The organism is Bryocella elongata (genome assembly GCF_900108185.1).
GTDB lineage: Bacteria > Acidobacteriota > Terriglobia > Terriglobales > Acidobacteriaceae > Granulicella > Granulicella elongata.
On record NZ_FNVA01000008.1, the window covers coordinates 150,219 to 175,899 of the forward strand.

Here is a 25,681-nt window from a genome sequence, read left to right on the forward strand (position 1 = left end):
TCAGGATTCATCTTCCATCCACAGCGATCCTGTAACCTCAGCGGGCGAATGGTATCGCGGGCGATCAGGGAACAACCCTCCGAACCTCTGGACGAAGAAGCCGTCGTCGCCGCAGTGGCGGGGCATGACTTCTTTGCGCCTGGAGTTCCCGTGCTGCTCGCGCGCGCGCCGGGACGCCTGGATGTGATGGGCGGCAACGTGGACTATACCGGCGGCATGGTGCTGCAGGGGCTGCTCCGCGAATCGGTATGGGCAGCCTGTCAGCGGCGCGGCGATGGCTCGGTGCGGTTGTTGAATCCCGGCGCAGCAAGCTTTGGCTGGAAGAGGGACTTCGAGCTTCCACTGGCCAGCCTCGAGGATCCAGCGGCTATCGCCGCCCTTTGTTCCGGTGCGGCAGCCTTCTGGGGACGTTATGTGCTGGGCGCCGTGTGCTTCCTGCTGCGTCACGGAAGCATGGCCGGGAACGTACAGCGAGGTGGGCTCGATCTCTTCCTCTTGTCCGATCTTCCTCCGAATAAGGGCGTGAGCTCATCGGCGGCGCTGGTGGTGGCTTCACTCCGCGCCATGGCCGCGGCCTGGGACATCCCACTCGACGGTGTAGCGCTCGCGACGGCAGCCCAATGGGTGGAGAACGTGGTCGCCGGCGCGGCCTGCGGCATCATGGATCAGGCCGCCATCGTGCTTGGACGGGAGGATCATCTTCTGCCCATCCTCTGTCAGCCGTGCCTTCCATCGCCGCCTCTCAAGCTGCCTCCCGGGGTGTGTCTTTGGGGGTTGGACTCGATGACTCCACGCTCCACCACGGGTCACGCGTACGAACGCGCCAGGGCTGCAGCCTTCATGGGGTATCGCATCCTCTGCGCGAACGAGGGGCTGGATGTCGTGCACGAGGAAGGCTCAGCGATTCCTCGCTGGACGGATGTGCGGTGGAACGGTTATCTCTCCAACCTCGCGGTATCGGAGTTCCGCTCGCGTCATGAACGCACGTTGCCAGAGTCGATGCGCGGCAGTGATTTCCTCGCCGGCTACCGGGAGCATGTCGACCCATTCACGCAGATCGATCCCGATGCCGAGTATCCGGTGCGCGCTGCGGTGCGCTATGCCGTCGAGGAAAATCTGCGCGTCCAACGGGTACACGCCCTATTGGGGTCATATCGCGAGAGCGACGCAGAGAGCACACTGCGTCAGCTGGGTGAGATCTTCCTTCAGTCGCACCATGCCTATGCCGAGTGTGGACTCGGCGCTGAGGCATGCGACGAGTTGGTGCGGCGCGCGCTGCAGGCTGGACTGCCGGGAGCGAAGATGACAGGCGGCGGTGCGGGCGGTGTGGTCGTACTGTTGGGCCGGCCGGAGGACCGCGAGAAAGCCCTGGGGATCGCCGAGCTCTGGAGCCGCGAACATGGGGCCGACGCATCCTTCTTCCGCGGCAGTTCGGATGGTGTCGATGCCTTTGGCACCCGCATTCTGCGGATGGAGCTGGCCGGGGCCGCATGCTAGCGCTGCGTCTGGAACGCAGATGTTCCGCGCCGGCAATCCTGCTGTTGATGGCGGCGAACCTGCTATGGGCCGGGCAAGGCGTCGCCGTGAAGCTGCTCGTCGGTGGCCCCGGGCCACTGACGATCGCACTGGCGCCGCTCTACTGCATTACGGTCGTCGCCCTGATCGCGCTCTCGCTGCGAGGTGGATTCGCAGCGAGGCTTCGCGCGGCCTGCACACACTGGCGCGAGTTCGTCCTCGCGGGCATCGCGGGCCAGCTGATGGCACAGGTCGGCATGACGCTGGGCGTGACCTGGTCGACTGCCTCCAATGGCGCGATCCTTAGCCTCCTCATTCCCATCTTCGGCGCGGTGATCGCCGTGTGGCTGCTGCAGGAGCGGCTCACATCGTTGCGGCTTGGTGCGTTACTCCTCGGCTTCGCCGGGGTGTTCCTGCTCTCCCCGCTGCATCGCGCAACGGGCGCCGGGATGCCGGTGCATGAACTCGCGGGGAACTGCCTGATCGCGATAGGCTGCTTTGGATCAGCCTTCTACAACGTCTATTCCAAGCGATTGCTGGAGTCCTTCACAGGGATCGAAACCCTATTCTTCAGCTACCTTGCTACCACCCTCTTCAGCCTTCCCTTGCTGTTTGCCCTGGAGCCGCACTGCCTGCAGGCTCTGGCGCACCTGACCTTGCGGCAGTGGGGAGCTTTTGGCTATCTGGCGATCTTTCTGTATGGAGTCTCCATGGTGCTGTTCCTGCGCGCGCTGGGCTCGGTCGATGTGATCGTAGCTTCGGCATCGCTCTATCTGGTCCCTCTGTTCGGCGTGGCGCTCGCATTTTGCGTGCTCGGCGAGCGACTTGCGCCGCGCGTCCTGGTGGGCTCGGTAATCGTGCTCCTGGCCACGGTGATGATCTTCCGCTACGACTACGCGGTATAGCCGGAGAGACCCGGGAGCAGGCTTCCGGAGGGCGGAAATTGTTAATATTGAACATTTCCCCTCCCGCAGGAACGGAATGGGATTATCTTCCTGTTTTGTGGGTATCGCGTTTGCCTGGCTCTGCAGCAGCGAAGTTGGCGTCGGGGAGTACTGTTTTGAATGTGAACTATTTTCTTCTGGAGCGTGGGGAGTTTGTGATCTCCACCAATCCTGAGCGTCTCGATCCCCAGGCTGTCTTCGGCTTCCTGGCTGAGACCAGATGGTGGGCCGACCTGACCGAAGAGAGACTGCAACGAGCCTTGCGGCACTCGTTATGCTTCTCCCTCCTGGAGGGCGACCAACAGATCGGCGTGGCACGAGTCATCACCGATTACGTGACCTACGCTTACCTGTGCGATGTCTTCATCGTGGAACGCCGCCGGGGCCAGGGGCTGGGCGGCTGGCTGATCCGCTCGGTGCTTGAGCATCCGGATCTCGTGCCGCTAAAGCGCGTCGCGCTGATCACCCACGACGCACAGAGCTTTTACCGCGGACTGGACTTCCAAACGCTCTCGCATCCCGACTGGTACATGGAGCGGCTGCGGTAAAAGGTCGGCAAGATACCGCCTCCGATGCCAACTGCTTCCGTTGGTCCGCGCGACTGCGAAGGGACGAATCCGAACTTTTCGGACTTGGAAATGGTAGGCGAGGCAGGTCTCGAACCTGCAACCCCCGACTTAGAAGGTCGGTGCTCTATCCAGTTGAGCTACTCGCCCGTGGTGTGCGGGCTGGGTCTGGCCGTCCGGTCAGTCGGTATCGGCGTGTCCCATCACCGCATCGATTGTAGCGGAGCCGCGAGCCGGTTCGAGCTCCCGGTTCCTCAGGAGCTTCACGACGTCGTCCAGCGCGGCCTCCCAGCGCCGCACGGCGGTCTCCTCGTCAGGCCCGATTGCGACGACGTAGACCGAAAAAGCAAAGCCTTCGAGCGTCGCAGAAAAGTCCAGCATCGCGGGGCGCATGACGCACTCCAGCTTGGCGTCATCGTGCTCCAGGCGGGCTCCGCGCCTGACGATGCGGTCCAGCTTTTCCTGGTGCTGGTGTGCGGAAGCGAAGATCGAGCGCTCGCGGAAGACAAGGTCGATATACGAGCCGAAGCCAAACGCGGACTCTTCCGGTGCGCGTGCCGCTTCAAGACCTAATGTTGCGAGCTCCTCTGAGTGGGTTTCCCAGGTCATCGACCAGGTATCGCACTTGGCCGTCAGAAACGGGGATCGCTGCGCGTTGAGCGAGCGAAGTGCACGGCCCAGCGCCGGCGCGTGCTCCGCTTCGCCAATCTCTGCGAGCTCGTACGGGTCAGCACGAAGGTCGACGAAGTGCGCTCCCGTGGCGGGGTCGTTCCACGGCACGACCAGCATGGGTGCGTCGGCGCCGCATTCCGCATTCCACTCTGCAAGCATCTCATTCCAGCATACGGGACGGTAGCCGCTCTCGATTCGCAACTTGCTGGAAAAGCATGCGATGCGGCATGACGTCCCTCGCGAAGATGGCTCTGCCGGTGCCGCGAAGCGTTCTAAGTTGTCAGGGGCCACATAGGTCAAACTTCGTCGCGAGAGGAGGGCGTTCGTTCATCGAACAGGTTTTTCAATTGTGTCGTTTCTGTCGACACTCGAGAGCCATGTTGGCTCGGAAGCGTTTCATCCCGCGCACGATGCGTGATTCATTTCAGTGTGGGGAGCACGAGGGGCGTTGCTTGTCGTACCAAAATGGTACGCCCGTGTCTTTCCATGAGACATGAGCGGTGATCGCACAGGGAGCGGCGTGCAACGTCTGGCTATCAACGCGCAAACGCACCTGAGAGTCGTGTGTCGAGTGAACAGAGTCATGTGACGTCCGTCACACGCGCGTCATTTGCTGTCAGTGCGAACCGCGGGTATAAGTCTTTATACTTCAATTGGTTATGCTGTTTTCCATGATGGAACGGAAGGCAAAGTTAAAATCATTCAGACGTTCACATCTGTCGCAATATTTCATCGTCGAGCATCATAAGTCGTAGGTACCGGCCCGTGTCTGTGTGGTCCCGCGTCATATATCTCGGGGCCAAAACCTCAAGCCGATTCATGCAGCATGAACGACGCTGCGTGCAATCCGACCCCTTTCTCTTTCGCTAAAACGATGCTCTTCCTTGTGTGTGCAGTTGCAGCTCTGTCGGGTTGTGGCGCTGACCGCTTCGTCTCGGCAGCGAGCGTCACGTCTTCGTCTTCCAGTGCTTCTTCTTCCGCCTCCTCATCATCGTCTTCGTCCTCGTCCTCGTCCTCGTCCTCGTCGTCGAGCTCCCCCACTACCGTCACGTCGAGTGCTCCGTCGATCGTGGCTTCGTCGACGAATGGCTATATGATCACCGCCGGCGGCACGTATAGCGGTACGTTCAGCAGCGATGATCCCAACGTCCCAGCTGTCTCGATCCTGACGACGGCTCCAGTGATTCTGGAGAACGCCACGCTCAGCAGCCGCGGCGACCTGATCCACATTCTGTCCGCCGGCATCCACGTCGGCAGCAATGTGACGATCCGGAACGTCACCGGAACAGCTCTTGATCCTGGGGTTGCAGGCTTGCATCGTGGTGCGTTCGTTCGCGATGAAGAGGTCAACACGCTTTCGGTGACGAACTGCACCATGACCGGCGTGAGCTTCGGAATCTACGTCGCGCCGATCGCTTCAGCTGGTCAGATCACGCTTGATAACAACATGGCCTTCAACATGGAAGACAGGCCGAGCGACGGCAATGGCAACCTGGTCGCTTCGCGCGAGATGAAAGGACATTTCATTCAGCTGAACGAGGTCCCGCTGACAAAGGGAGCGGACATCGGTTGGAACCAGGTGATCGATACACCGGGTGAAGCTTCCGTGGAAGACATCATCGATATCGCTCAGAGCCAGGGAACGGCAGCGAATCCCATCAACATCCACGACAACTATCTTGAAGGTGCGTTCTCCACGGGCACCAGCGGCTATGACTACACCGGCGGAGGCATCATGAATGAGGGCATCGATCCCAGCTTTGCGCTCACGAACGCCTTCGTCACGATCACAAACAATGTTGTGGTGCATACCGCCAATTACGGGATCGGTCTGGCCTATGGGCACGACATCACCGAGACAAATAACCGCGTGGTGTCATGTGGCGTCGACAGCAATGGTGTCTGGTATGAGGGGCTCAGCGGCATCGCCTTTGGCATCGCGAACTTCACGTCGCCGTATTTCTATAACAATCACATCAGTGGCGCGACCGGGGGCCTGGTGCGGCCGGCGACCGTCGGGGGAGCACCTCTGGGTGCCGACTACTGGGCACCTTCGTTGAGCACAGCGAACAACAACACCATGACGGGTTCAGCCTTCGATGACCCATGCTGGACGAGCCCCACGACGGTTTCGAACCAGGCGGAGATTGTTGAGCGGACGAAGTGGAATGCCAAGGTGCTCCAGGCCCAGCAGGTCCTCGGCGACACGCATACGCAACAGGTCCAGTAGAAACGACGGGCTGTCCACTCACTTGCCCAAGGCGCATTCGCACCCGCGTCAGTGAATCGGAACCAGGACGTACGCGTGCCGGTTGAAGTCAGGAGCGATCACGACTGCGTCGGCGGGCACGCCATCGATCCTGGCTGTCATCTCGCGGGCGGGGCCTGCCGTGGGCTGTGAGTTCTCGCGTGGGTTCAGCTGATAGGCCATGTGGAAGCCCTCACTTGTTCGTTCGATGGGATCGGGCGGAAGGCCGGGCACTTCGAAGAACTGGTGCCCTCCGCATCCCGTGATCGAGGAGTGGATCACGAGTGTGTCTGTGCCCTGGCGTGACGCGTCGATGGACAGCTGTACGGGGCTCGGGGCATCTTCGGGCATGTACCAGCAGCTCGTGGAGAGGTCGTTCACGCGAATCACCTGAACGTCCTGCCCCAGGGCACGGCGGAAGGCCTCGGAGTTGTTTTCTCCTCCAGCGACATCATCCACGACAAAGACCGGGTGGCCGTGCGCGGACTTCAGCGCAGAAAGGAAGCTCGCTTCCAGCTGCCCAAGCCGGTGATAGACCGCGACGCCGTGGGTCGCATCGCTGAGCATCAACACCAGACCGTAGGTACCGACGCCAGCCAGATAGCCCCATGCAAAGACGCGCCGCAGCACTTGAGGGCGGGACGCGATCACCGTCGCGGCTGTAAGAATCAGCAGCGGAAAGGTGCCGGCGCCATAGCGCGGAGGTGATGCGAAGCGCAGAGGAAAGACGAGGCTCGCGATCGTCAGCGCGATAAGCGTCCACTGCACGGAGCGAGGCGAGAGAGTTGACGGCCAGAGCTTCGCGACAGACTCTCGTGCCGAGAGCTCGTGGTCGGAGGTCAACCGCCGGATCGCGTATCGCAGGATGGTGCCAGCCACGAACGCCCAGAAGATGAGATTGAAGGCGCTGCCGAACCAGCTGAAGGTCTGTACGATTCGATCGTTGTATTGGAACGAGTCCGTCATGAGGCCAAACGGCCAACGGCTTAGCCTCGCCACCACAAAGCCAAGGGGGCCCGACGTCAGCTTTGCCGCCACCATGGCTATGATCCCGCTCTGATGGCCTGACACAATCGACGGCGTGCTGTGGATGATAGCGGCGGTCTTATCTCCCTTGACGATGCCCTGCAGCCCAAAGGCGTGCACCCGAAGCCCCAGGAGGGTGGCGAGCGGAAGAAGGTAGGCCATGCCACCGAGCAGCCGCGCCCTCCTGGAGCGATCCGCCGTCAGGAAGAACAGCAACGCCATGCCGATGGAGAGTGGCCACGCCGTCTCCTTCGTGCCGACGGCGAGTGCGATCAGAATCCATGCCGCGACGTAACGCCGCTGCAGGAAGAACAGCGTTGCGGCGAGCATCCAGAACGCCGCCATGGGATCCGGAGCAAAGGTGGCCTGGAAGCGCTCCTGCTCAAGGTTTGCGGGCGACAGGAAGACCAACGCGGCACACAGGTGGCAGAGCCCGAGCGGAAGCTCGAGGATCTCAGCTGCAATGTAGAAGACGATGCCGCAGAGGCCCGCCATGCAGAGATACGTCCCGATGAGGTACGCGGCAAAGTTCGACCCGAAGATGCGCGACCAGAAGTAGTAGTCCATCGCCACGACCGGCCGGATGAAGTCACGCGAGAGACCCGTCCATTCTGTGTACGTCGTCGCGTAACGGTTCACGGGACCAAGGAACCAGTCGGCGGGATGAGGGTGATACATCGCCGTGGTGTTGGCGATCTCCGCGTACTCTGGCTCCACGTAATATGGGCGGACACAAGTCTGCCAGAAGGCCATCAAGGCAACGAACACAATTGCAAACCACAGCAGTGCGATTCGCTTGTTGCGTCGCCCCGAAGGTCTCATCTCTGGGAACCTGCGTGCTCGAGCACGAAGCGGAGGGCCTGGTGTTCGGCCCAATAGCCGTCGTAGTCGTTGCTCGCATCCGGCTCCGCGAGGAACGCGCAGTGTCCGCCATGCTCTGTCTCGATCAGCGTGATGTTTGGGTTGTCTTCGATCTTCGCGCGCGTCTCTGCGGTAAATCGGATGAAGGGATCGTCGGTCGCGTGCAGGATCAACGTGGGCACTGCAATGCGGTCGAGCACACGCGCGGCTGCTGCGCGGTAGTAGTAGTCGTCGGCGTTACGGAAGCCCGAGTAGAGCGCTGTGATGTACTCATCGAAGTCCCGAATGGAGTGCACGTTCAATGCAAGTCTAGGATCGAAGACGCGCGGGAAGAGCATGCTCTTGCGGCGGAAGCGCTTGAGCAGCGCTCGCAGGAACTTCTGCTCGTAGAGACGATTCGAAAGCGAATGTAACGCGTCGGCGGACTCCTTGAGATCCACCGCGGGAGAGACGCCGACGATGGCGTGGAGCTCCTTTGGTGCGTCCGCCCCCAGATCGCCAGCCAGTTTCAACACGAGGTTGCCGCCCATCGAATAGCCGATCAGCGACATCGAGGAAAGCTGCTCCCGCCTGAGGTAGTAGCGCATCACGTGATCGACGTCGCTCGATAGCCCGGAGTGGTAGAGCGTGGGCGTGCGGCGAGCCATCTCGTAGTCCCGGCCGCCGCAGTTGCGCATGTTCATGGCCACGATGTTGCAGCCCGCGCGCCACAGCTTATCGGCATTGCCCAGCACGTACTGCGAGCGCGACGAGCCTTCGAGCCCATGGAGAATGATGGCCGTGGGACGGTCGCGGCGGATGCTCTCCGGCTGCCAGAAGCACTCGCACAGCACCTGGCTGGAGATCTGCGAACCGTGCGCGGGCGAGACCTCGACGAGCTCCGACGTGGCCGCAGGAAGCCCCTCATGCTGCCGCGGGAGGAAGTTGCCCACGATGGTCTGGAGGTGGCCGTTCGCGAGCCACCGTCGCGGACGGAAGCCTGCCGCTGCGTCGTCGCCCACGATAGGAGAGTCCTGATGATCCGGAAGCTGCGGCAGCTCGGAGACGTGCGCGGTCATGCGGCCCCCTTGCTCTGGAGGACAAGCATGCGTTCCAGCAGGCGGGCGGCGCTCAGAGGTCCCGTGGGAAGCTCCTCGTGGCGGAGGTAGACGAAGGTTTCGCTCTGTGGGACGAGTGCGTTGAAGCGATGGGCGACACGATCGATCTCCGCATCGCTATAGCCGCCCGATCTCCGCAGGCGATAGGAGCGGAAGCTCGCCGTGGTCACATCGGGAGTGATCAGCTCATCGCTCTCGGAGACGCACAAGGCTGCGTCGCGAGACCGCAGCGCATCGTAGGTCGCTTCCGTGAACCAGCTTTCATGGCGGAACTCGAAGGACACGCGAAGCCCTTTGCGCCGTAGCGCGCGCAGCTTGAGAAAGTCCGCAAGCCGGTCGACGTCAGCTTTGAAGTTGGGTGGTAGTTGAAAGAATATCAGCCCCAGCTTCTTTGCCTTGCGCGCAGGCTCGATGGCGTCGAGAAAAGCCAGGAGAGGCTCCTCGCAGTCGCGCAGCCGCTTGATATGCGTGATGCGCTGCGGGGCCTTAAAGGTAAAGCGGAAGTCGGCGGGCGTCGCTGCCAGCCAGCCCTCGATCTGCTCCGTCGTCGGCAGGGCACGGAAGGTGTAGTTCACCTCGACCGAGTTAAGCCGCGAAGCGTAGGACGCAAGGAAGTCGCGAGGGCGCACATCCTTCGGATAGAAGTCGGGTTTCCACGAAGGGTAAGCCCAGCCGGATGTCCCGGAGAAGAATGTTGGGGTCGGGGGAGTATCCTGTGACTTTGCGGGGGTTCGAGATGCTCGCTGCAAGCACGCCTCGGGAACACACGCCGCCTGATACGGCGTCGCAGGATGCACCGCGGAGCTTTGGGCTCCTGCGGGTTGCAATCACTCAACGAAGAGCTGAAGAGGAAGGATTGGGGCGGCTAGTGGGGTTCGAACCCACGACATCCGCTGCCACAGAGCGGCGTTCTGCCACTGAACTATAGCCGCCGTATCAACTGAATTGTAGCATCCAACCGGGGAGTGAGTGAAGAGGGAGCGGTCGATGAAAACGAAAGCGGTGGAACCCCAGATTTTGCTGCCTGGCGTCGGGCCTCGAACGGACGCCGTAAACCCTCGCCTTGGCGGGGCAGGCGGCGCCTTCCGCGATGAAAACCTCGATATGCTCTCGAGGCTGCTGGACACCTGGTTTCGTGTTCCCGGAACGAATATCCGCTTCGGACTGGATGGCATCATCGGCTTCGTCCCAGGTATCGGCGATGTGCTGGCGGGACTGGCGAGCACCATCATCGTGCTGGCTGCCTTCTTCCGCGGCGCACCGATGATCACCATCCTGCGCATGGTGGTGAACATCGCGATCGAGGTTGGCGTCGGGATGGTGCCGGTCCTGGGCAATCTCTTCGACATCGGCTGGCGTGCGAATCGCCGCAACTATCATTTGCTGGAGCGCAGCCTTGCGACCGGCCCGCGGGACACCTGGCGCGACTGGATCTTCATGGGACTGCTCGGCGCAGGCCTGATGGCGCTCGCGATGGTGCCATTCTTCCTGCTGCTGTGGATGGGAGGCTCGCTGCTGCGCGCGCTCCACGCCCCGGGGTGGAACTAGGCGCTCGTTACCGGTCAATGTAGGAGGCTACGAACAGGCTTCAGCCGACTACCGGCTGGAGCCTGTTCTCTTTGCATCTCGCGACCCGACCCGTCCCGAAGCTCTTCTGAACGCGCCAATGCTTGCAATCCCTTACGCCGGCGGAATGGCCTGACGCGGATTCTCGCCACTTTCGCAAATCACAGTCGTGTAAAGTACAAGACATCTCCCCGCAACATTGGGCTTTGGGTGACTCGCGCGCGAGTCTCTCGCAGCTGAACCACATCGTGAGTTGGGTCACTCTCAGGCAAGGCACTTTTGTCGTCGTTTCCGAAGCCGCGCAGGCGCGCGAAGTGGACGCGAATCACTGTTCCATCAATTGAAAATCGTTCCGGAGGTAGGTTGCACATGGGTTTGACGCGGCGGCAGTTTTTGACCAGGGTCGGCGATGCGGGTGGCTACAGCGCGGCGTTCATCGCCATGCAGGGCCTCGGCCTGATGGAGGCACGTGCCACAGAGGTGCCCGAGCTGATGGCAGCTCCCGCCTCCGGGCACGGCACGAAGGTGGTCATCCTCGGTGGTGGCATCTCGGGCCTCGTCGCTGCGTATGAGCTGCGCAAACTCGGCTACAGCGTTACCGTGCTGGAGGCGCGCAATCGCCCCGGCGGCCGCAACTGGACCGTGCGCGGCGGCGACAAGGTGACCTTCACTGACGGCACGACGCAAACCTGTACCTGGGGCGAGGGAAGCTACCAGAACTTTGGTCCTGCCCGCCTGCCCTCTGCCCATACCAACATCCTTGGCTACTGCCACAAGCTCGGCGTCGAGCTGCAGGTCGAGGTCAACATGACCAACTCGGCCTTCCTGCAGAACGACAACGCCAACGGCGGCAAGCCGGAGATGATGCGGCGCGTCGTAAACGATACACGCGGTCACGTCAGCCAGCTGCTCTCGAAGTGTGTGAAAACCGGCGCACTCGACCAGGACCTCTCGTCAGAGGATAAGGACAAGATGCTGTCGTTCCTTCGCGTGTACGGCCCGCTCGATCTTGGCGGCAAGTACAACGGCAGCGAACGCGCCGGCTACTCGGAGCTTCCGGGAGCGGGCGACAAGGCCGGCACCATCAACCCCGCCATCGACCTGCACACGCTGCTCGACGAACGCTTCTGGCAGGGCATGATGTTCGATCAGCAGTTCGACATGCAGGCGACGATGTTTCAGCCCGTCGGCGGCATGGACCGCATCCCCTATGCGTTCGCGAAGGAGCTCGGTTCGATCATCAAGTACGAGTGCCCGGTCACGGAGATCCGCAAGACCGGAGCGGGCGTCACCATCACCTACATGGAGAAGGGCGCAAGCAAGCAGATCAGCGCGGACTACTGCCTCAACGGCCTTCCGCTGACGCAGCTCAAGAAGATCCCCAACGATCTCAGCGCGCCGTACAAGCAGGTGATCGATGCGACGACCTACGCTTCGGCGTACAAGATCGCGTGGGAGTCGCGCCGGTTCTGGGAGCAGGATCAGAACATCTTCGGCGGCCTCGAGTTCTGCAACGTAGGCTGCAGCCCCATCTGGTTCCCGTCGGCAAAGATGTTCTCGCCGCGTGGCGTCCTCGTCAGTGGCTACACGGACGAGACGAACTCGCCCTTCAGCAAGCTGACCATGCCGCAGAAGTTTGACGAGAGCCGCAAGTCGATCGAGCGTCTGCACCCTGGCTTCGGCAAAGAGCTCGAGAAGCCGATGTACGTTACCTGGGGCCGGATTCCTTACAACGAGGGCTCGTGGATTCGTGGCTACGGCCAGCCCGAGCACCCGGTCACCACGCAGCCTTCGGCAGCCGGTGGTTCGGTCAACCAGGGCTACGAGACGCTCTGCCAGCCCGATGGCCCGATCATCTTCATCGGCGATCACGTGAGCCACATCGTGGCATGGCAGGAGGGCGCAGCGCTCAGCGGTCTCCGCGGCGTACAGCTGCTCACGGAACGTGTGAAGGCGGCGCGGCTTGCATCGCCGTTCGCTACGCAGGGACGTGAGGCGGTCGCCGTCTAACTCGGTTGCCGTCACGCTGTTGCAGCATTCGTCACTCGCGCGTTAACCCGCGAGCGAGTAAGTCCCCTCGCCCAGGCGAGGGGACTTTTGTTTTGTCCTTTTACGCTTGTCGCATAACGAAAGCGGTGGAAAGTTTCAGCTTTTGGTTGACATGCAGTGAAAATCTGACTTAGGCTTGCCTTCAACTACTCCAAACGCAGATTGCACGGTTTCTGGACTCGCCTTACCTGGGGAGATCCTCTACCTACAGCCCCGATCCCCATGCTTCACGAACGACGTGAAGATGTGGCCCTCAACCAGTCTTTGCTGTACCAGCAATGTTTTTTGGTTGTCGCGCACCAAGCGTGAGGATAGTCAGCCGGAAGCTCTCGCCGGTTGATCCCCACGTGGATTCGGCAGGTTTTATACCGCGTTTCGCCCTGATGTCTGTTCCTTCCGGCTGCTGAAACTCAGTGGCCTCAGGTGAGGTGTATCTCGCGCCTGAAGGGAACAGGATTTCTCTCCACCGCCGGTAACCTCCGGACGGACTCGGCTCTATGTCTCCGCACTTAGAAGCGGTAGGCGGCAACGAGATTTTGGCATGCACGCACCGTTGTTCCGGACAGCGGACAGGTGACGTGTATCGCAAGACCGATGAGTTACGACCACTTAGTGAGGCTTCATGATGAATCTGTTGTTTTCGAAGGCACGTACATTCGGCCTTCTACTGGTTGTTCTGGCAGCAGCCTTCTCGTCCGTCTCGGCGCAGACAAGCTACGGCGGTCTGCGCGGTGAGGTAAAGGATTCGCAGGGCGCAGTGATAAGCGGCGCCGAGATCACCCTCACCAACGAAGACACGAAGATCACACGCTCCGCTGTCACCAACAGCGCGGGCGTGTATCTGTTTGGCGGCGTCGATCCCGGCACCTACAAGGTGACGATCGCGATGCCGGGGTTCAAGACCTTCGACTCTCCGGGACACATCGTCTCGCTTGGCGTTACGGCGACCGCCGATGCTTCGCTGCAGATCGGCGCCAAGGGGGAGACCATTGAGGTCACCGCCGACTCGCTCGAGCTGCAGACCTCCACCGCGTCCGGTGGCCAGCTCTACAACGCGCAGCAGGTTGAGGATCTGCCGCTGCTCGGGCGCAATCCCTTCATGCTCGAGGCGTTCGACGCCAACGTCGTGACACTCGGCGACCCGCGTTATGTGCGCGCCGAGGACCAGACCGGCAGCTCGCAGGTCTCGCTCGCGGGTGCTCCTTCGAACTCCAACAGCTACGTGGTCGATGGCATTCCGATCTCAACGTCATCGGGTGGTGTCACCTTCATCCCCACCGTCGAAGCTGTCTCCGACGCGAAGATCCAGGCCAACACCTACGACGCTGAGGTTGGCCGCTCTGGTGGCGGCATCTTCGCGTCGGATCTGAAGTCAGGCTCCTCGCAGTACCACGGTGTGCTCTACGGTGAAACTCGCCAGACCGGCTGGTCGGGCAATCTGTGGTTCAACCACTTCGCCTTCGGCGGAGCTGGAGCACCGACTCCGAGTGACGAGACCTATATCTACGAGGGTGCGTTCGGAGGTCCGCTCGTTCCCCCGTTGCTCAGGGACAAGGCACCCCACTGGCTCGACCAGACCTTCTACTGGCTCGATGAAGCGGGCTATCGCCAGGGACAGCCGCTGACGGGCGTCACCACCAGCTTCTACACGCCCACAACCGCCGAACGCTCCGGCGACTTCTCCGCCTACGCACCGAACACGGGTAGCTCGACCTCCTGCACGGGGGCCCAGTCGAACTGCTACATCCTCTACGATCCGACGACCTTCCCGCGTGTGTCTTTCCTTCAGGAAACCGGAGCGAATAAGATCCCGGCGTCCTACATCAACCCGCTCGGCCAGTACACGGTCAACCAGTTTCCCTCGCCGACCGCCAGCTACATCTACGGAACCACCGGCCAGTCGTATAACTTCTCCAACCCGAGCAGCGCGTTCAAGAGCCGCGACGACACGTACTCCGGCAAGCTGGAGCACACGTTCTTCCCCTGGTACACGGCGAGCGCGTCGTATGTGCACTCGGCCATCCAGGAACCCAGCGGTAACGCGCTGATTGTGCCTTTCGCAAGCAGCACCAAGCTGCTGCGCTACACGGACGCAACAGCGATCAACAATACCTTCACCATCAACCCCACGACGCTTCTCACGGTCGCCTACGGATACAACCGTTACTACAGCGCCTCGTTCCAGTACTCGACTGGCTTCAATGCGGCGACAGGCTTCGGCGGAACCGGTTTCCCGGCAGCTTTCGCCAGCCAGCTACAGTCGGCAACGTTCCCGGCCATCAGTCTCTCGAGCGTGAGCGGCGCAGCCGGCATCGGTGCATCGAACGGCGGGCCTACGGTCTACGCTTCGCACAACGTGGTAGCGGTTGCGTCCAAGACCCTCGGGCGGCACACCATCAAGGCCGGGTACGAGTATCGCGGCTTTGACGTCTACACGAATCCGACCTCAGGTGGTGCGGGCTCGTTCACCTTCGACGGACAATACACCAACTCCACAGGTCTCTCCGACAGCGGTTCGCCACGCTCGATTGCCGACCTGCTCGTCGGGCAGCCGTCGTCAGCGACGGTGACGTTGAACTCCGGCGTCTTCATCAACAAGATCAACTACAACTCGCTCTTTGCGCAGGATGACTTCCGCTTCAGCAGCAAGCTCACCGTCAATGCGGGCTTGCGCTACGAGTACGAGCCTGGACAGACCGAGCAGCGCAACCGCTATAACGTCGGCTTCGATCCAAAGGCGACGGGAAGCTATGTCAACGCTGCCGGCAACACGGTGAACTTCACCGGGGCTCTGGCCTTCGCCGGCCAGAACGGTGAGCCGACCCACTGCTGCAACAACAGCCATACGAAGTTCTCGCCACGCATCGGCATCTCCTACTCGCCCGATAGCAAGACCGTGGTCCACGCGGGCTATGGCATCTTCTTCGCTCCTGTGGGCATCGCCGCTGCCACTACCGGCTATTCGCAGACCAGCACCTACAGCATCACCTCGGCGACGGCCGGCGTTGCGGTTGGCAACGCTGCGTACCTCTCGAATCCGTTTCCGTCGGGCCTGCTGCAGCCCACGGGCAACACTCTCGGGCCGCTGACTGGCCTGGGCAGCTCTCTCACCGGTTCTTCAACCTACGCCTTCACCACCGGCCTGCAGGACTTCCAGAAGCGCTTCCCGTTCGTCGAGCAGTATTCGCTGGACGTAGAGCGTGCGATCCCGTGGGGCATCATGGCCAAGGTCGGATACTACGGTGCGCATGCTCGCAACTATGCGAACTACACCAACATCAATCAGCTGTCGGACACGGTCATGGCCAGCTACGCTCAGGGCGGTTCGAACTATGGCCAGAGCCTTGCGACCAAGGTGACGAACCCCTTCTACGCGAAGACCATCGGCGGCCTTCCGGCGACGGGCACTGTCTCCACAACGACCATCGCACAAGGCCAGCTGCTGCTGCCGTTCCCGCAGTTCGGTGCGGTCTACGTGCTGAGGTCTTCGGGCTACTCCAACTACAACTCGCTGGTCTTCAAGGCGGAGAAGCACACCCGCAACGGCCTGACCATGCTGGCGACATACACCTGGTCTGCGAACTGGGACAACATCTGGAGCACAGGCTCGCAGATCTACAGCTCCTACGGTCCGCAGGACGCCTACAACCCGCGAGGTGAGTACGCTCGCTCGCTCAATAGCATTCCTAACCGCGCGACCGCCGCTGTAACCTACGAGCTTCCGTTCGGCCGCGGCAAGAAGTACCTCTCCGGCGCGAACCGGCTGGTCGATTCCGTCGTCGGTGGATGGTCGATCTCGGACGAATGGATCGATCAAAACGGTGTACCGCTCAGCATTCAGCAGACCGATCTGAGCTCGGGAACGTATGGCACGACGGGTATCGGCGGCACGTATCAGCGCCCGAACCTGGCGGGCGATGCCCATGCCGTCTGCGGTTCGGGTAAGCCCCAGACCCGCCTCGGGAACTTCAGTAGCGCTGCAACCGCTGAAGCTCCTTACGTCAAGTCGTCGGCACTTACTCCCGCCGCGCCGTACACCTACGGCAACGCGCCACGCATGCTGCCGTGCCGCGCACCTGGCTACGATGCCCAGAACATCTCGGTGTTCAAGGACATCAAAATCTCTGAGCGGTTCACCTTCCAGTTCCGTGCGGAAGCACTGAATGCTATGAACACGCCGGAGTTCGCTCCTCCCTCGCTGTCCTACACGGTTAGCACTCCCGCTTCGGTGACGGCCACACCGGCAGCCTCGTCGTCGCAGACATTCGGTAACATCACGACAACGGTGGGCTTCGCCAGAATCATTCAGCTGGGAGGGCGACTCAGCTTCTGATGCAAGCGTGATGGTTCGCCGCATCGGGCCTTGAACAGGACCGATGCGGCGTTCCTGCGTGGGGTCATAGGATGTGCAAGAAATGCCCAACCGGGAACTGAGAGGTCGTTGTGGGGGAAGTACCGAAGTTTGGCGGGGAAGTGAGTCGCCGCCAGTTTCTCTATGGTTCGGCAGCACTGGCTGGTTCCAGTGTGCTTGGACTCAGTGGTTGCGGAAAGACCGCGAAGTCCCCAGCGGTGGGCCTGGCGCCAGCGTTGCCGTTTTATGACGCGTATCAGCCGCTCGTGCCGATCCGCGTTCACACAGATCGAATCTTCCGCATCACTGTCTGCCTGCGTCCATTTCGAGCGCAGGGGCCGCGCATGGAAGCCGAGAAGATCGGCGACAAGACGGTGGTCTACAACTACGGCCACGGGGGTAGCGGCTGGTCGCTCTCCTGGGGATGCGCGGATGTCGTCACGAAGATGGCGATGGAGGCCGCGCAGGGAGCACGCGAGATTGCTGTGATCGGCGCGGGAGCCCTGGGGCTTACCGCAGCTACGATTCTGCAGCGTGCCGGAGCGAAGGTGACCGTCTATGCGAAGGAGCGTGCGCCGTACACCCGCAGCTCGCGCGCTACGGGCAGCTGGACGCCTTCGTCGCGCATCGCGCTGAGCTCCGCCATGGGCCCGGACTTCGCCACAAAGTGGGAGTCGATGGCGCGCACCTCGTTCGCCTACTACCAGAGCTTCCTCGGCACGCCCGGTGCGCCTATCGAGTGGACCGATCGCTACAGCCTTTGGGACGAAGAGCGTAAGCCCGGAGAGCGTCGCGCCTCCTCTGTGCCGCAGATTCATGACTTCGCGCATCTCGACGATCGCATCGCCGACCTTGTGCCGAAGCAGGAGGTGATGCCGCCGGGATCGACGCCGTTCCCGACGAAGTATGTGGCCCGCACCTCCTCGATGAGCTTCAACGTGGCGGGTTACTCGCGGCAGCTCACCAGCGACATTCTCCTTGCCGGCGGCACGTTTGTAGATCGCGAGTTTCATTCGCCGCAGGACTTCGCTTCACTGCCGGAGAAGGTGATCGTCGTGTGCACGGGGTATGGCTCGCGTGCGTTGTTCAACGACGACAGCATCGTTCCCGTGCGTGGTCAGATCGCCTGGCTCATCCCGCAGGAGGGCGCGCAGTATGGGCTCAATTACAACGGTCTGAACATGCTCGCGCGCCGCGATGGCATCGTGATGCAGTACAGCAAAGGCGGCGAGGACGAAGGCTGGAACGACACCAACGAGGCTCCTGATCGCGCGTATGCGGAGCAGGGAATCAACGTTCTGGCCGAGCTCTACAGCCGCATGCAAGCGAAGATGAAGCCTTGAGCCTGAGCCTTCTGCGGGTCAATCGTGGGTGGCCAAAACGGCTTGCAGCGATATCGCAAGTGCTTCGCCCGACGCAGATTGCGTCGGGCGCGAAGTGCCGCGAAGCAGCGTGAATACTGGGCCCTCGCTCCGCAATCGGGCTAAATCCCGCATCACAGGCGGGTTTCCACCGTGTTTCAGCTTTGCAAATGTTGAGGAATGCGGTAGTGTGAGAGTCGGAATAACCCTTCCAACTTTTAGAAACGCAGCCGTCGTTTCACCAACAGACCGTTCCCGCCTCTGTCAGGACGCTGGCCCCCGTGTATCCGGGCGTCAAGCTCCTGGAGTCCGCATCGTCGCACCTTCACCCGGTTCCACCTCAGGAGAATGGCAAATGGAAGTGACAAAGTGTAGCTCGGAAGTCTCGCGACGTAACTTTATGCGCTGGATCAGCGCGGGTGCCGCGGCTGCCGCGGTGGTTCCCGGTCTCGCACCGAACGCGTTTGCCCAGCAGATGGCCGCCGACACCACGCCGCGTCGCCGCAGCGGCATGCCGGACTTCAGCCACCTTCCTCCCGACGCCGTCATCATCAGCTCCAACGAAAATCCCCTCGGACCCGCTGCTTCGGCTCTGGCGGCCGTCGGCCAGGTGGGCGTGTCGGGCGGCCGTTATGACCGCTTCGGCGTCGCTGCTGCGACCGTCAAGACCATCAGCGAGCAGTTCGGCCTCAAGCCGGGCTACGTCGAACTCTTCCCGGGTTCGGGTGGTCCGCTCGATATGGCGCTGATGTCCAACATCAGCCCGTCCAAGGGTCTGGTCTGCGCCGATCCCAGCTATGAGCAGGGTCCCCGCGCCGCAGCGACTTGTAAGGCCCCACTGAAGATGGTGCCGCTGACCAAGACCTACGCGCACGACGTGAAGGCGATGCTCGCAGCCGATCCGAACGCCGGCGCGTTCTACATCGTGAACCCCAACAACCCGACGGGCACCATGACGCCGAAGGAAGACATCCTCTGGCTCATTAAGAACAAGCCCAAGGGCTCCGTGGTCATCGTCGACGAAGCGTACTTCCACTTCTCGAACGATGAGTCCGTGATCGACCAGGTCGTTGCCGACCAGGACGTGATCGTGATGCGCACGTTCTCGAAGATCTACGGCATGGCTGGCGTCCGCGCGGGCTTTGCCTTTGGGCGCCCCGACCTGCTGGCCAAGTTCCAGACCATCTCTCCGGAGATCTCGCTGCGCAATGTTGCTTCGGTGTCGCTCTTCGCCGCGGCTGCGGCGCACGCCAGCCTGCTTGATCCGAAGCTGGTTCCGGAGCGCAAGAAGATCAACACCGACATCCGCGAGTCCACGCTTGAGTTCCTCGACAAGCGCGGCTACAAGATCGTCCCCGGCTCCCAGGCCAACATGTTCATGGTCGACGTCAACCGCCCCGGTCGCGAGTTCATGGGCAACATGATCAAGGAAGGCGTTGTCATCGGCCGCTCCTGGTCGGCGATGCCCAACTATGTTCGCGTCACCGTCGGCACCAAGCCGGAGATGGAGAAGTTCCAGACCGCCTTCGTCAAGTGCATGGACATGCCGCCGGCCACCGTCAGTGCTTCGCTCCACGCCGAGCTCGACATGCCGTCCGAGCTCTGGCGCGCTTGAGCTTTGCGCACCTCGTCAACAGCAAGGCCTCGGAGAGATCCGGGGCCTTCGTTTTTGTGCGGGGAGTGGTGAGTGACAAGTGGGAAGTGAAAAGTGGAGAAGCTTCGTGCTACAGGCTGGCCGTCCTCGTTGCGACGTGCTGGCTGGCAAGTGACTGGCGCATGGCGTCAACGGAGCTGAGCGATCCGGCCACGGGCACGTTCACCGCGCGGGTAAGCTCTTCGATCACGACGCACTCGAAGCCCATCTTGGCGCCATCGACTGCGGAGGATCCTACGCAGAAGTCATACGCCAGCCCAACGAAGAACAGCCGATGCAGCTGGCGTTCGCGCAGGTAGCCTGCGAGCCCCGTAGGCGTCATGTGGTCGTTCTCGAGGAACGCCGAGTAGCTGTCGATGGTTTGGCGAAAGCCCTTGCGCAGGATCAGCTCGGCGTGCGGAATGTCGACCGCGATCTCCGCTCCACTGGTGTTCTGGACACAATGATCCGGCCAAAGCATCTGCGGTCCGTAGGCTGCCTCGATGCTCTCGAAGGGCGGCCTCTCATGCGTGCTCGCGAAGGAGATGTGTCCTTGAGGATGCCAGTCCGCGGTGAGGACGACGTGCTCGAAGCGAGCTGCCAGCGCTTCGATGGGCGCGAGGATCTCCTCGCCCCGCGGCACGCCGAGCGCGCCTTCGAAGCCAGCCTCACGCGGCAGGAAGTCGCGCTGCATGTCGATGACGATGAGGCAATCCGTGGAGCAGGGGGTGAGGTGCGGCGTCATGCTGTCAGTCTACTGCTGACTTGCGCTTGGCTGAGAATCGATCACTAGACGCGCTCGATCATGACCTCGGTGGCTTTCACCAGGGCGGCCGCGGTCTGTCCGCGGCGCAGCTGCATCTCGCGTGCGGCGTCGGCGGTGATGATGGCTGTGACGCGCTGGTCGCCGATGTCGAGCACGACCTTGGCGAGCAGGCCGCTGATCTTCACTTCGGCGATGCGGCCCACGAGCTGGTTGCGCCCGCTGATGCTGCGATAGCGCTCGCGCGAGGTGCGCGCCGGCTCTTCGCTGCGGCTCTGCGTCAACGGCTTCAGCGCGCTCTCCGGGATGCGGTGATGCCCGCCGGGAGTCTTCACGGTATGCAGCTTGCCGGAGAGGATCCACTGCTTCAACGTGGGGTAGCTGACGCCGAGCGCCGTTGCGGCCTCGCGAGGCTTCAGCATCAGTTCGGCTTGGTCGTGTGGTTGCCGGGTCGCCATGGGTGCCCAGTATACGGCCACTCGCTGCGGCGCCGCAGATGTGAGGGCAGGCCTATTCGGAAGGATCCCGCAGCAGCGCCGAGAGATCGCGTGCTCCGTGCACGACGCTGAGGATGTCTACCTGCGGGATGTTGCCGTCGTAAACGTAAAACACCAGGTGTTTGGGGAAACCTTCAAGGTGCAACATGCGCAGGCCCGCGAGTTCGGGCAGGGAGGCTTTGGCGGGAGCTCCTCGTTCGGGAAGGATCCGCAGCGACTGGATCGCTCGATTCACCGAAGTTCGCCAACGATTACTAAGCTCTTCGCCAGCTTTTTCGCGATAGTACGCAGATTGTTCCGCGATCTCGATCCGAGCAATCCGCGCGACTCGAATCTTGATCTTCTGTGCGGTCATTTGGGCTGATGCAGACTCGATTCAAGGAAAGGGGTAACATCGCCGGATTCGAGCACATCCTCCGGGATCTCGATAAATCCTTCGTCGTCGTGCAGCGCGCTCAGCAAGTGATCCTCAAGCTTCCGAACTCTCCGCTCGCGGTCTTCCTGGATGAGTTCGCGGATGTATTGGCCTGGCGTGCCAAACGCTCCCGCCTCTACCTGGGCTTCAACGAACTTGCTCAGTGATTCCGGGAGCGTGATGTTGATCGTAGATGCCATACCTGCATAGGATGACAGTTCCCGGGATGGTGTCAAGGGAGGTGTGGCGTGATCTCGTGATCGACGGTGATCTGGTCCATTGCCTGGCTGCTCCTCACGGGAGGCCTCTATCTCGATGCGCAGCTTCAGAGGGGCCCGTGCGAGTTTTCCGGTCTGCGTGTGTCGCCAGTTCAAGCCGCCTCGCGGCAGGACGACGCCGCGCCAGAGGTGGGATTCAACCCGTGCTTCATGTGGCGGGAGACCTACTGGTGGGAAAAGCTGCTTGCCCTTTCCTGGCTCTTCGCAGGAGTCGGTTTGCTTCTCAGCGTCATCAGAGATATGGTGCGTTGGGGAAAGCGGCGCAGGGATTTGCGAGTGCGCGGCGTTCAGGAGCGCAGGGAAGCAGGAGTGCACGTTGAGTGAATTGGTAAAGATCATCGAATGTCCGCGGGACGCCTGGCAGAATCTGCCGAAGATCATCAGTCCCGAGGCGAAGGCAGATTACCTGCGGCAGCTGGTGCAGGCAGGATTTCAGTACATTGACGCGGCGAGCTTTGTGTCGCGGCGCGCCATGCCGCAGATGGCGGACTCCGAATACGTCCTCGAGTACCTGGACGCACCCGAAGAGGTCGAGATCATCGGCGTGGCGGTGAATGCGCGTGGGGCCGAGCGGGCATCCGAGAGCGGTCGCGTTACGACGCTGGCCTTTCCGTACTCCATCTCGCCCACCTATCTCGAGCGGAACCAGAACCAGACCCCGGAGGATGCGGTCGAGCAGCTGGAGCAGATTGGCGAGATCGCTTACAAGGCCGGCATGGACACCGTAGGGTACCTCTCCATGGCCTTCGGCAACCCCTATGGCGACGCGTGGGACATCGACGAGGTCGTCAGTGCGGTGGACATCCTGGTCGATTCGGGTGTGCTCGCGGTCTCCCTCGCCGACACCGCAGGGACGGCGAGCGCGGACACGATCCGCAACGTTCTTTCCTGCGTCATGGGAGTGCACGATGGCCTCGAGGTCGGGGTGCACCTGCACTCGAAGGTGGAAGAGGCTCCGTTGAAGATCAAGGCCGCCTATGACGCAGGCTGCCGGCGCTTCGATGGAACGATTGGCGGCACGGGAACGGTGCCGTTCGCGCAGGACGCGCTGGTGGGCAATGTCTCGACCGAGCTGCTGATCGCGACCCTGAAGCACCTCGGGGCGGAGCTTCCCGATCTCGAACCTCTGGATCGGTTGATCGCATCGAGCAAGGACATCGCGAAGAAGTACGGCATGGTGCAGTAGAGTGCCGGGCGCGACGGCCGGGGGATCGGGACGAGGCACCTAGCCGGAGTCCCCCTCCCGTCGTAGGGACGCGTCTTGCACAGCGCGAACGCTAGACTTTACGGATGGCAACTGAACCACAAGAGGCGCCCGAGACGGCTGTCGACCGGGAACTCGACGACGCGATCGCCGCGCGCGGGTACGTGGAATCGCGCGTACGCGTGCGCTATGCCGAGACCGACAAGATGGGCGTCGTGTACCACGCCAACTACCTGGTGTGGTTTGAAGTAGGGCGTGTGGAGTTTCTGCGTGCGATGGGGCTGGACTACAGCACCATGGAGCGCGAGACCAATGTGATGCTCGCCGTGCTGGAAGCGACCGCTCGCTATAAAGCTCCGGCAAAATATGACGATGAATTAGCGGTGCGCGCCACGATGACGGGCATTCGAGGCCCGATCGTGCGTTTTCGTTACTCCATCGTCCGCATCGTCGATAGGCTCGTCCTGTGCGAGGGAGAAACCGTGCACATGGCGTTGGGGCCAGACTTCAAGAGAGCAGAGCTGCCTTCCGAGTATGCCGAGCGCTTCCGGAGACTGGTGCACGAGATCCACGGAAACGCCGCCGGATCAGGGATCGCCAAGCTGGCTGGCTCTTCCGAGCCCGGAGCCAATGGAGGAGAACTCGCATGAGCACGCCACAGGATGCGATTGCAGGAACCGAGGGCCGGAAGGTCGCCCTGGTCAGCGGAGCTAACAAGGGACTGGGCTTTGAGACAGCGCGTCAGCTGGGCCGAATGGGCTATATCGTCTACGTCGGTTCGCGCGATGCGATGAAGGGTGAGATCGCCGCGCGCCGCATGCGCGCTGAAGGTATTGACGCCCGCGTGCTCAAGCTCGACGTGACGAAGCAGAGCGACATCGACGCCGCGGCAAAGAAGATCGGTGCGGAATGCGGTGTGCTGGATGCGCTGGTCAACAACGCTGGCGTCATGCATGAGAAGAGCTGGACGGTGAACTCCACCAGCGCGACGGATATGACCAGCCTCCGAGCGACCTACGAAGCGAATGTCTTTGCGGTGGTCGCGGTCACGCAGGCGATGCTTCCTCTGCTGCGCAAGTCAGCAGCAGGGCGCATCGTGAACGTGTCGAGCATTCTCGGCTCGGTCAGCCTGCAGGCCACGCCCGGCTCACCCACCTATGCGACCAAGCTCTTCGCGTACAACAGCTCGAAGGCCGCGCTGAACATGTTCACTATCTCGCTTGCACACGAGCTCCGCAACACGAAGATCAAGGTGAACTCCGCACACCCCGGCTGGGTGAAGACCGACCTCGGCGGCGACGCTGCGCCGCTGAACGCCGAGGCCGGAGCGAAGACCGAGGTGGAGCTCGCCACGCTGCCCGAGGATGGCCCTACCGGCGGTTTCTTCCACGACGGCAAACCCATCGCCTGGTAGATGTTTCTCGGCGCACTGCTTGCGGCACACATGCTCTAGATCACAATCTGTCGCGTCCGTGCGCCTTCGCGCTCGCGTGTCCGGGCCAGCTCCCAGGCCTTGGCGTACTTCCAGCTGGAGTACACCGAGTGGTACAGGTGCAGCATCAGGCCCTCGCGTCCATCCAGGAAGCCAAACCGGATGATGTAGTTCCAGAAAAAGGTCCACACCGGCGCCAGCAGGATGCGGAAGACGAAGGCCATCCACGACCGGCAGACCTTGCCGCGTTCGATCAGCAGGTCCGCTCCGAGTGAGCTGTAGCGGTCCATGTGTTCGATATAGGTCGAGAGCGTCGGATACGCGTGGTGGATGAGGTCGAAGTCCATCGTCCCCGCCTCTCCATCGAACGAGACGATCTCATGCACAGGGCGATTCTCAAACTTCGGCGTCAGCGTGAAGTTCGCCGCGTTGCGGCGGAACAGCCGCAGTTTGGGATCCGGGTAGAAGCCGCCATGCTTGATCCAACGCCCGAGGAACAGGTTCCGGCGCTGCAGGAAGAAGGCATCGTAGGGGGGGCTGCTGGCCAGAAGGGTACGCATCTGGTCGCGCAGCTCGGGCGACAGCTCCTCATCCGCATCGAGCGTCAGAATCCAGGTGCCGGTGCACTCCGAGATGGCGAAGTTCTTCTGTTCCGCGAAGCCCGGCCACGGCCGCTGGATGACGCGCGCGCCGTAGCTCTCTGCGATCGCGACGGTGCGATCGGTGGACCCGGAGTCGACCACGACGATCTCTTCCGCCCAAACGACGCTGGCGAGGGTGCGGGCCAGATTGGCCTCTTCATTCAGGGTGATGATCGCAACAGAGAGCAGCGGCATAGGCGTCGTCGGAGCTCAGGCAAGAGTGATGGAGTCGTCCTGGAGCTGTTCCTGCAGCAGGCGTTGGGTCAGCTTCATCAGGTTTTCGCCGGTCTTCGGAAGCACGAAAGCAGACTCGCCTTCGTTCCACTCCAGCTTGAAGCTGGAGGTGAGCGCCGAGATCCAGATCTGGCGTACGGGCGTGTTGGGCGTGAAGACGAACTTGGTGCCGCCATCCTCAAACAGGACGTTGAGCACGCCGTTCTTCTCTTCGGCTTCAAAACCGCCTTCTTCTTCAGCACGAAACAGGGACTGCTTGAGCGCTTCGAGGGCGCTGTCGGACTCACGTCGGAAGGTAGCTTCGTCGATCATTTTCACTCGTAGTGTA

Annotated in this window: 23 protein-coding genes and 2 tRNA genes; 12 read left to right on the top strand and 13 right to left on the bottom strand. The window is 61.9% G+C overall.

Translation table 11 applies throughout. The features are described 5' to 3' along the window. Nucleotides 1-48: 48 nt before the first annotated feature. The 3 genes from C4S68_RS20360 (at nucleotide 49) to C4S68_RS20370 (ending at nucleotide 3,007) form a co-directional block, all read left to right on the top strand. On the top strand, nucleotides 49-1,497 hold the full coding sequence (locus C4S68_RS20360) for a GHMP family kinase ATP-binding protein (protein WP_103934965.1): 1,449 nt from the start codon (nucleotides 49-51) through the stop codon (nucleotides 1,495-1,497). After that, a complete protein-coding gene (locus tag C4S68_RS20365) occupies nucleotides 1,491-2,420 on the top strand; it encodes a DMT family transporter (RefSeq protein ID WP_235011752.1) in 930 nt (309 codons plus the stop codon). Before C4S68_RS20360 ends, C4S68_RS20365 begins: the two co-directional genes overlap by 7 nt. Nucleotides 2,421-2,581: 161 nt before the next feature. Continuing rightward, a complete protein-coding gene (locus tag C4S68_RS20370) occupies nucleotides 2,582-3,007 on the top strand; it encodes a GNAT family N-acetyltransferase (RefSeq protein WP_235011753.1) in 426 nt (141 codons plus the stop codon). A 91-nt stretch (nucleotides 3,008-3,098) separates the two neighbouring features. Here the strand turns inward: C4S68_RS20370 and C4S68_RS20375 are convergent. From C4S68_RS20375 to C4S68_RS23315, 3 genes are all read right to left on the bottom strand, one after another. After that, nucleotides 3,099-3,175 (bottom strand) — tRNA-Arg (locus C4S68_RS20375). A gap of 30 nt (nucleotides 3,176-3,205) precedes the next feature. After that, the gene (locus tag C4S68_RS20380) at nucleotides 3,206-3,856 is read right to left on the bottom strand and encodes a hypothetical protein (protein WP_103934967.1); all 651 of its coding nucleotides are present in this window, start codon (nucleotides 3,854-3,856) and stop codon (nucleotides 3,206-3,208) included. A gap of 648 nt (nucleotides 3,857-4,504) precedes the next feature. Then, on the bottom strand, nucleotides 4,505-4,747 hold the full coding sequence (locus C4S68_RS23315; RefSeq protein ID WP_160115265.1) for a hypothetical protein: 243 nt from the start codon (nucleotides 4,745-4,747) through the stop codon (nucleotides 4,505-4,507). A gap of 19 nt (nucleotides 4,748-4,766) precedes the next feature. Between C4S68_RS23315 and C4S68_RS23320 the strand changes: the two genes are divergently transcribed. Further along, nucleotides 4,767-5,927 carry a right-handed parallel beta-helix repeat-containing protein gene (locus C4S68_RS23320; protein ID WP_160115266.1) on the top strand — a complete coding sequence of 387 codons (1,161 nt, stop codon included), beginning with the start codon at nucleotides 4,767-4,769 and terminating at the stop codon, nucleotides 5,925-5,927. A 48-nt stretch (nucleotides 5,928-5,975) separates the two neighbouring features. On the opposite strand, the gene C4S68_RS20390 is transcribed toward C4S68_RS23320, so the two are convergent. From C4S68_RS20390 to C4S68_RS20405, 4 genes are all read right to left on the bottom strand, one after another. Next, nucleotides 5,976-7,793, bottom strand: coding sequence for an ArnT family glycosyltransferase (locus C4S68_RS20390; RefSeq protein WP_160115267.1), 1,818 nt, complete (start codon nucleotides 7,791-7,793; stop codon nucleotides 5,976-5,978). Then, nucleotides 7,790-8,890, bottom strand: a complete 1,101-nt coding sequence (locus C4S68_RS20395; protein ID WP_103934969.1) for a YheT family hydrolase — start codon at nucleotides 8,888-8,890, stop codon at nucleotides 7,790-7,792. Before C4S68_RS20395 ends, C4S68_RS20390 begins: the two co-directional genes overlap by 4 nt. After that, a complete protein-coding gene (locus C4S68_RS20400) occupies nucleotides 8,887-9,558 on the bottom strand; it encodes a DUF72 domain-containing protein (protein WP_235011754.1) in 672 nt (223 codons plus the stop codon). Before C4S68_RS20400 ends, C4S68_RS20395 begins: the two co-directional genes overlap by 4 nt. Nucleotides 9,559-9,786: 228 nt before the next feature. Next, nucleotides 9,787-9,861, bottom strand: a tRNA-His gene (locus C4S68_RS20405). Nucleotides 9,862-9,916: 55 nt separating this feature from the next. Here C4S68_RS20405 and C4S68_RS20410 point away from each other — a divergent pair. The 5 genes from C4S68_RS20410 to C4S68_RS20430 all read left to right on the top strand — a co-directional run bounded on the left by C4S68_RS20410 (nucleotide 9,917) and on the right by C4S68_RS20430 (nucleotide 19,871). Then, on the top strand, nucleotides 9,917-10,477 hold the full coding sequence (locus C4S68_RS20410) for a DUF4112 domain-containing protein (protein WP_103934970.1): 561 nt from the start codon (nucleotides 9,917-9,919) through the stop codon (nucleotides 10,475-10,477). Nucleotides 10,478-10,864: 387 nt separating this feature from the next. Then, the gene (locus tag C4S68_RS20415) at nucleotides 10,865-12,505 is read left to right on the top strand and encodes a flavin monoamine oxidase family protein (protein WP_103934971.1); all 1,641 of its coding nucleotides are present in this window, start codon (nucleotides 10,865-10,867) and stop codon (nucleotides 12,503-12,505) included. A 661-nt stretch (nucleotides 12,506-13,166) separates the two neighbouring features. Beyond that, the gene (locus tag C4S68_RS20420; protein ID WP_103934972.1) at nucleotides 13,167-16,877 is read left to right on the top strand and encodes a TonB-dependent receptor; all 3,711 of its coding nucleotides are present in this window, start codon (nucleotides 13,167-13,169) and stop codon (nucleotides 16,875-16,877) included. A 140-nt stretch (nucleotides 16,878-17,017) separates the two neighbouring features. Then, nucleotides 17,018-18,238 (top strand): FAD-dependent oxidoreductase, encoded by a 1,221-nt coding sequence (locus C4S68_RS20425; RefSeq protein WP_103935092.1) that lies wholly within the window; start codon nucleotides 17,018-17,020, stop codon nucleotides 18,236-18,238. 373 nt (nucleotides 18,239-18,611) lie between these two features. After that, the gene (locus C4S68_RS20430; RefSeq protein ID WP_103934973.1) at nucleotides 18,612-19,871 is read left to right on the top strand and encodes a pyridoxal phosphate-dependent aminotransferase; all 1,260 of its coding nucleotides are present in this window, start codon (nucleotides 18,612-18,614) and stop codon (nucleotides 19,869-19,871) included. A 109-nt stretch (nucleotides 19,872-19,980) separates the two neighbouring features. Here C4S68_RS20430 and C4S68_RS20435 read toward each other — a convergent pair whose 3' ends face one another. The 4 genes from C4S68_RS20435 to C4S68_RS23020 all read right to left on the bottom strand — a co-directional run bounded on the left by C4S68_RS20435 (nucleotide 19,981) and on the right by C4S68_RS23020 (nucleotide 22,181). Then, nucleotides 19,981-20,634, bottom strand: a complete 654-nt coding sequence (locus tag C4S68_RS20435; protein WP_103934974.1) for a nicotinamidase — start codon at nucleotides 20,632-20,634, stop codon at nucleotides 19,981-19,983. A 44-nt stretch (nucleotides 20,635-20,678) separates the two neighbouring features. Further along, nucleotides 20,679-21,074, bottom strand: coding sequence for a helix-turn-helix transcriptional regulator (locus C4S68_RS20440; RefSeq protein WP_103934975.1), 396 nt, complete (start codon nucleotides 21,072-21,074; stop codon nucleotides 20,679-20,681). Nucleotides 21,075-21,162: 88 nt separating this feature from the next. After that, nucleotides 21,163-21,504 carry a type II toxin-antitoxin system RelE/ParE family toxin gene (locus C4S68_RS20445; protein WP_103934976.1) on the bottom strand — a complete coding sequence of 114 codons (342 nt, stop codon included), beginning with the start codon at nucleotides 21,502-21,504 and terminating at the stop codon, nucleotides 21,163-21,165. Then, complete coding sequence (locus C4S68_RS23020; protein WP_146072247.1) at nucleotides 21,501-22,181, bottom strand: ribbon-helix-helix domain-containing protein; 681 nt, start codon at nucleotides 22,179-22,181, stop codon at nucleotides 21,501-21,503. Before C4S68_RS23020 ends, C4S68_RS20445 begins: the two co-directional genes overlap by 4 nt. On the opposite strand from C4S68_RS23020, the gene C4S68_RS20460 reads away from it, so the two are divergent. The 3 genes from C4S68_RS20460 (at nucleotide 22,159) to C4S68_RS20470 (ending at nucleotide 24,460) form a co-directional block, all read left to right on the top strand. Beyond that, nucleotides 22,159-23,028, top strand: coding sequence for a beta/alpha barrel domain-containing protein (locus C4S68_RS20460; protein ID WP_200821604.1), 870 nt, complete (start codon nucleotides 22,159-22,161; stop codon nucleotides 23,026-23,028). The genes C4S68_RS23020 and C4S68_RS20460 overlap by 23 nt on opposite strands. Before the next feature lie 104 nt (nucleotides 23,029-23,132). After that, the gene (locus C4S68_RS20465; RefSeq protein ID WP_103934980.1) at nucleotides 23,133-23,696 is read left to right on the top strand and encodes an acyl-CoA thioesterase; all 564 of its coding nucleotides are present in this window, start codon (nucleotides 23,133-23,135) and stop codon (nucleotides 23,694-23,696) included. After that, entirely contained in the window at nucleotides 23,693-24,460 is a 768-nt protein-coding gene (locus C4S68_RS20470; protein WP_103934981.1) for an SDR family oxidoreductase, read from the top strand. The genes C4S68_RS20465 and C4S68_RS20470 overlap by 4 nt, the downstream gene beginning before the upstream one ends. A 35-nt stretch (nucleotides 24,461-24,495) precedes the next feature. Here C4S68_RS20470 and C4S68_RS20475 read toward each other — a convergent pair whose 3' ends face one another. Continuing rightward, entirely contained in the window at nucleotides 24,496-25,314 is an 819-nt protein-coding gene (locus tag C4S68_RS20475; RefSeq protein ID WP_103934982.1) for a glycosyltransferase family 2 protein, read from the bottom strand. 15 nt (nucleotides 25,315-25,329) lie between these two features. Then, on the bottom strand, nucleotides 25,330-25,665 hold the full coding sequence (gene cyaY, locus C4S68_RS20480; protein WP_103934983.1) for an iron donor protein CyaY: 336 nt from the start codon (nucleotides 25,663-25,665) through the stop codon (nucleotides 25,330-25,332). Nucleotides 25,666-25,681: the final 16 nt, after the last annotated feature.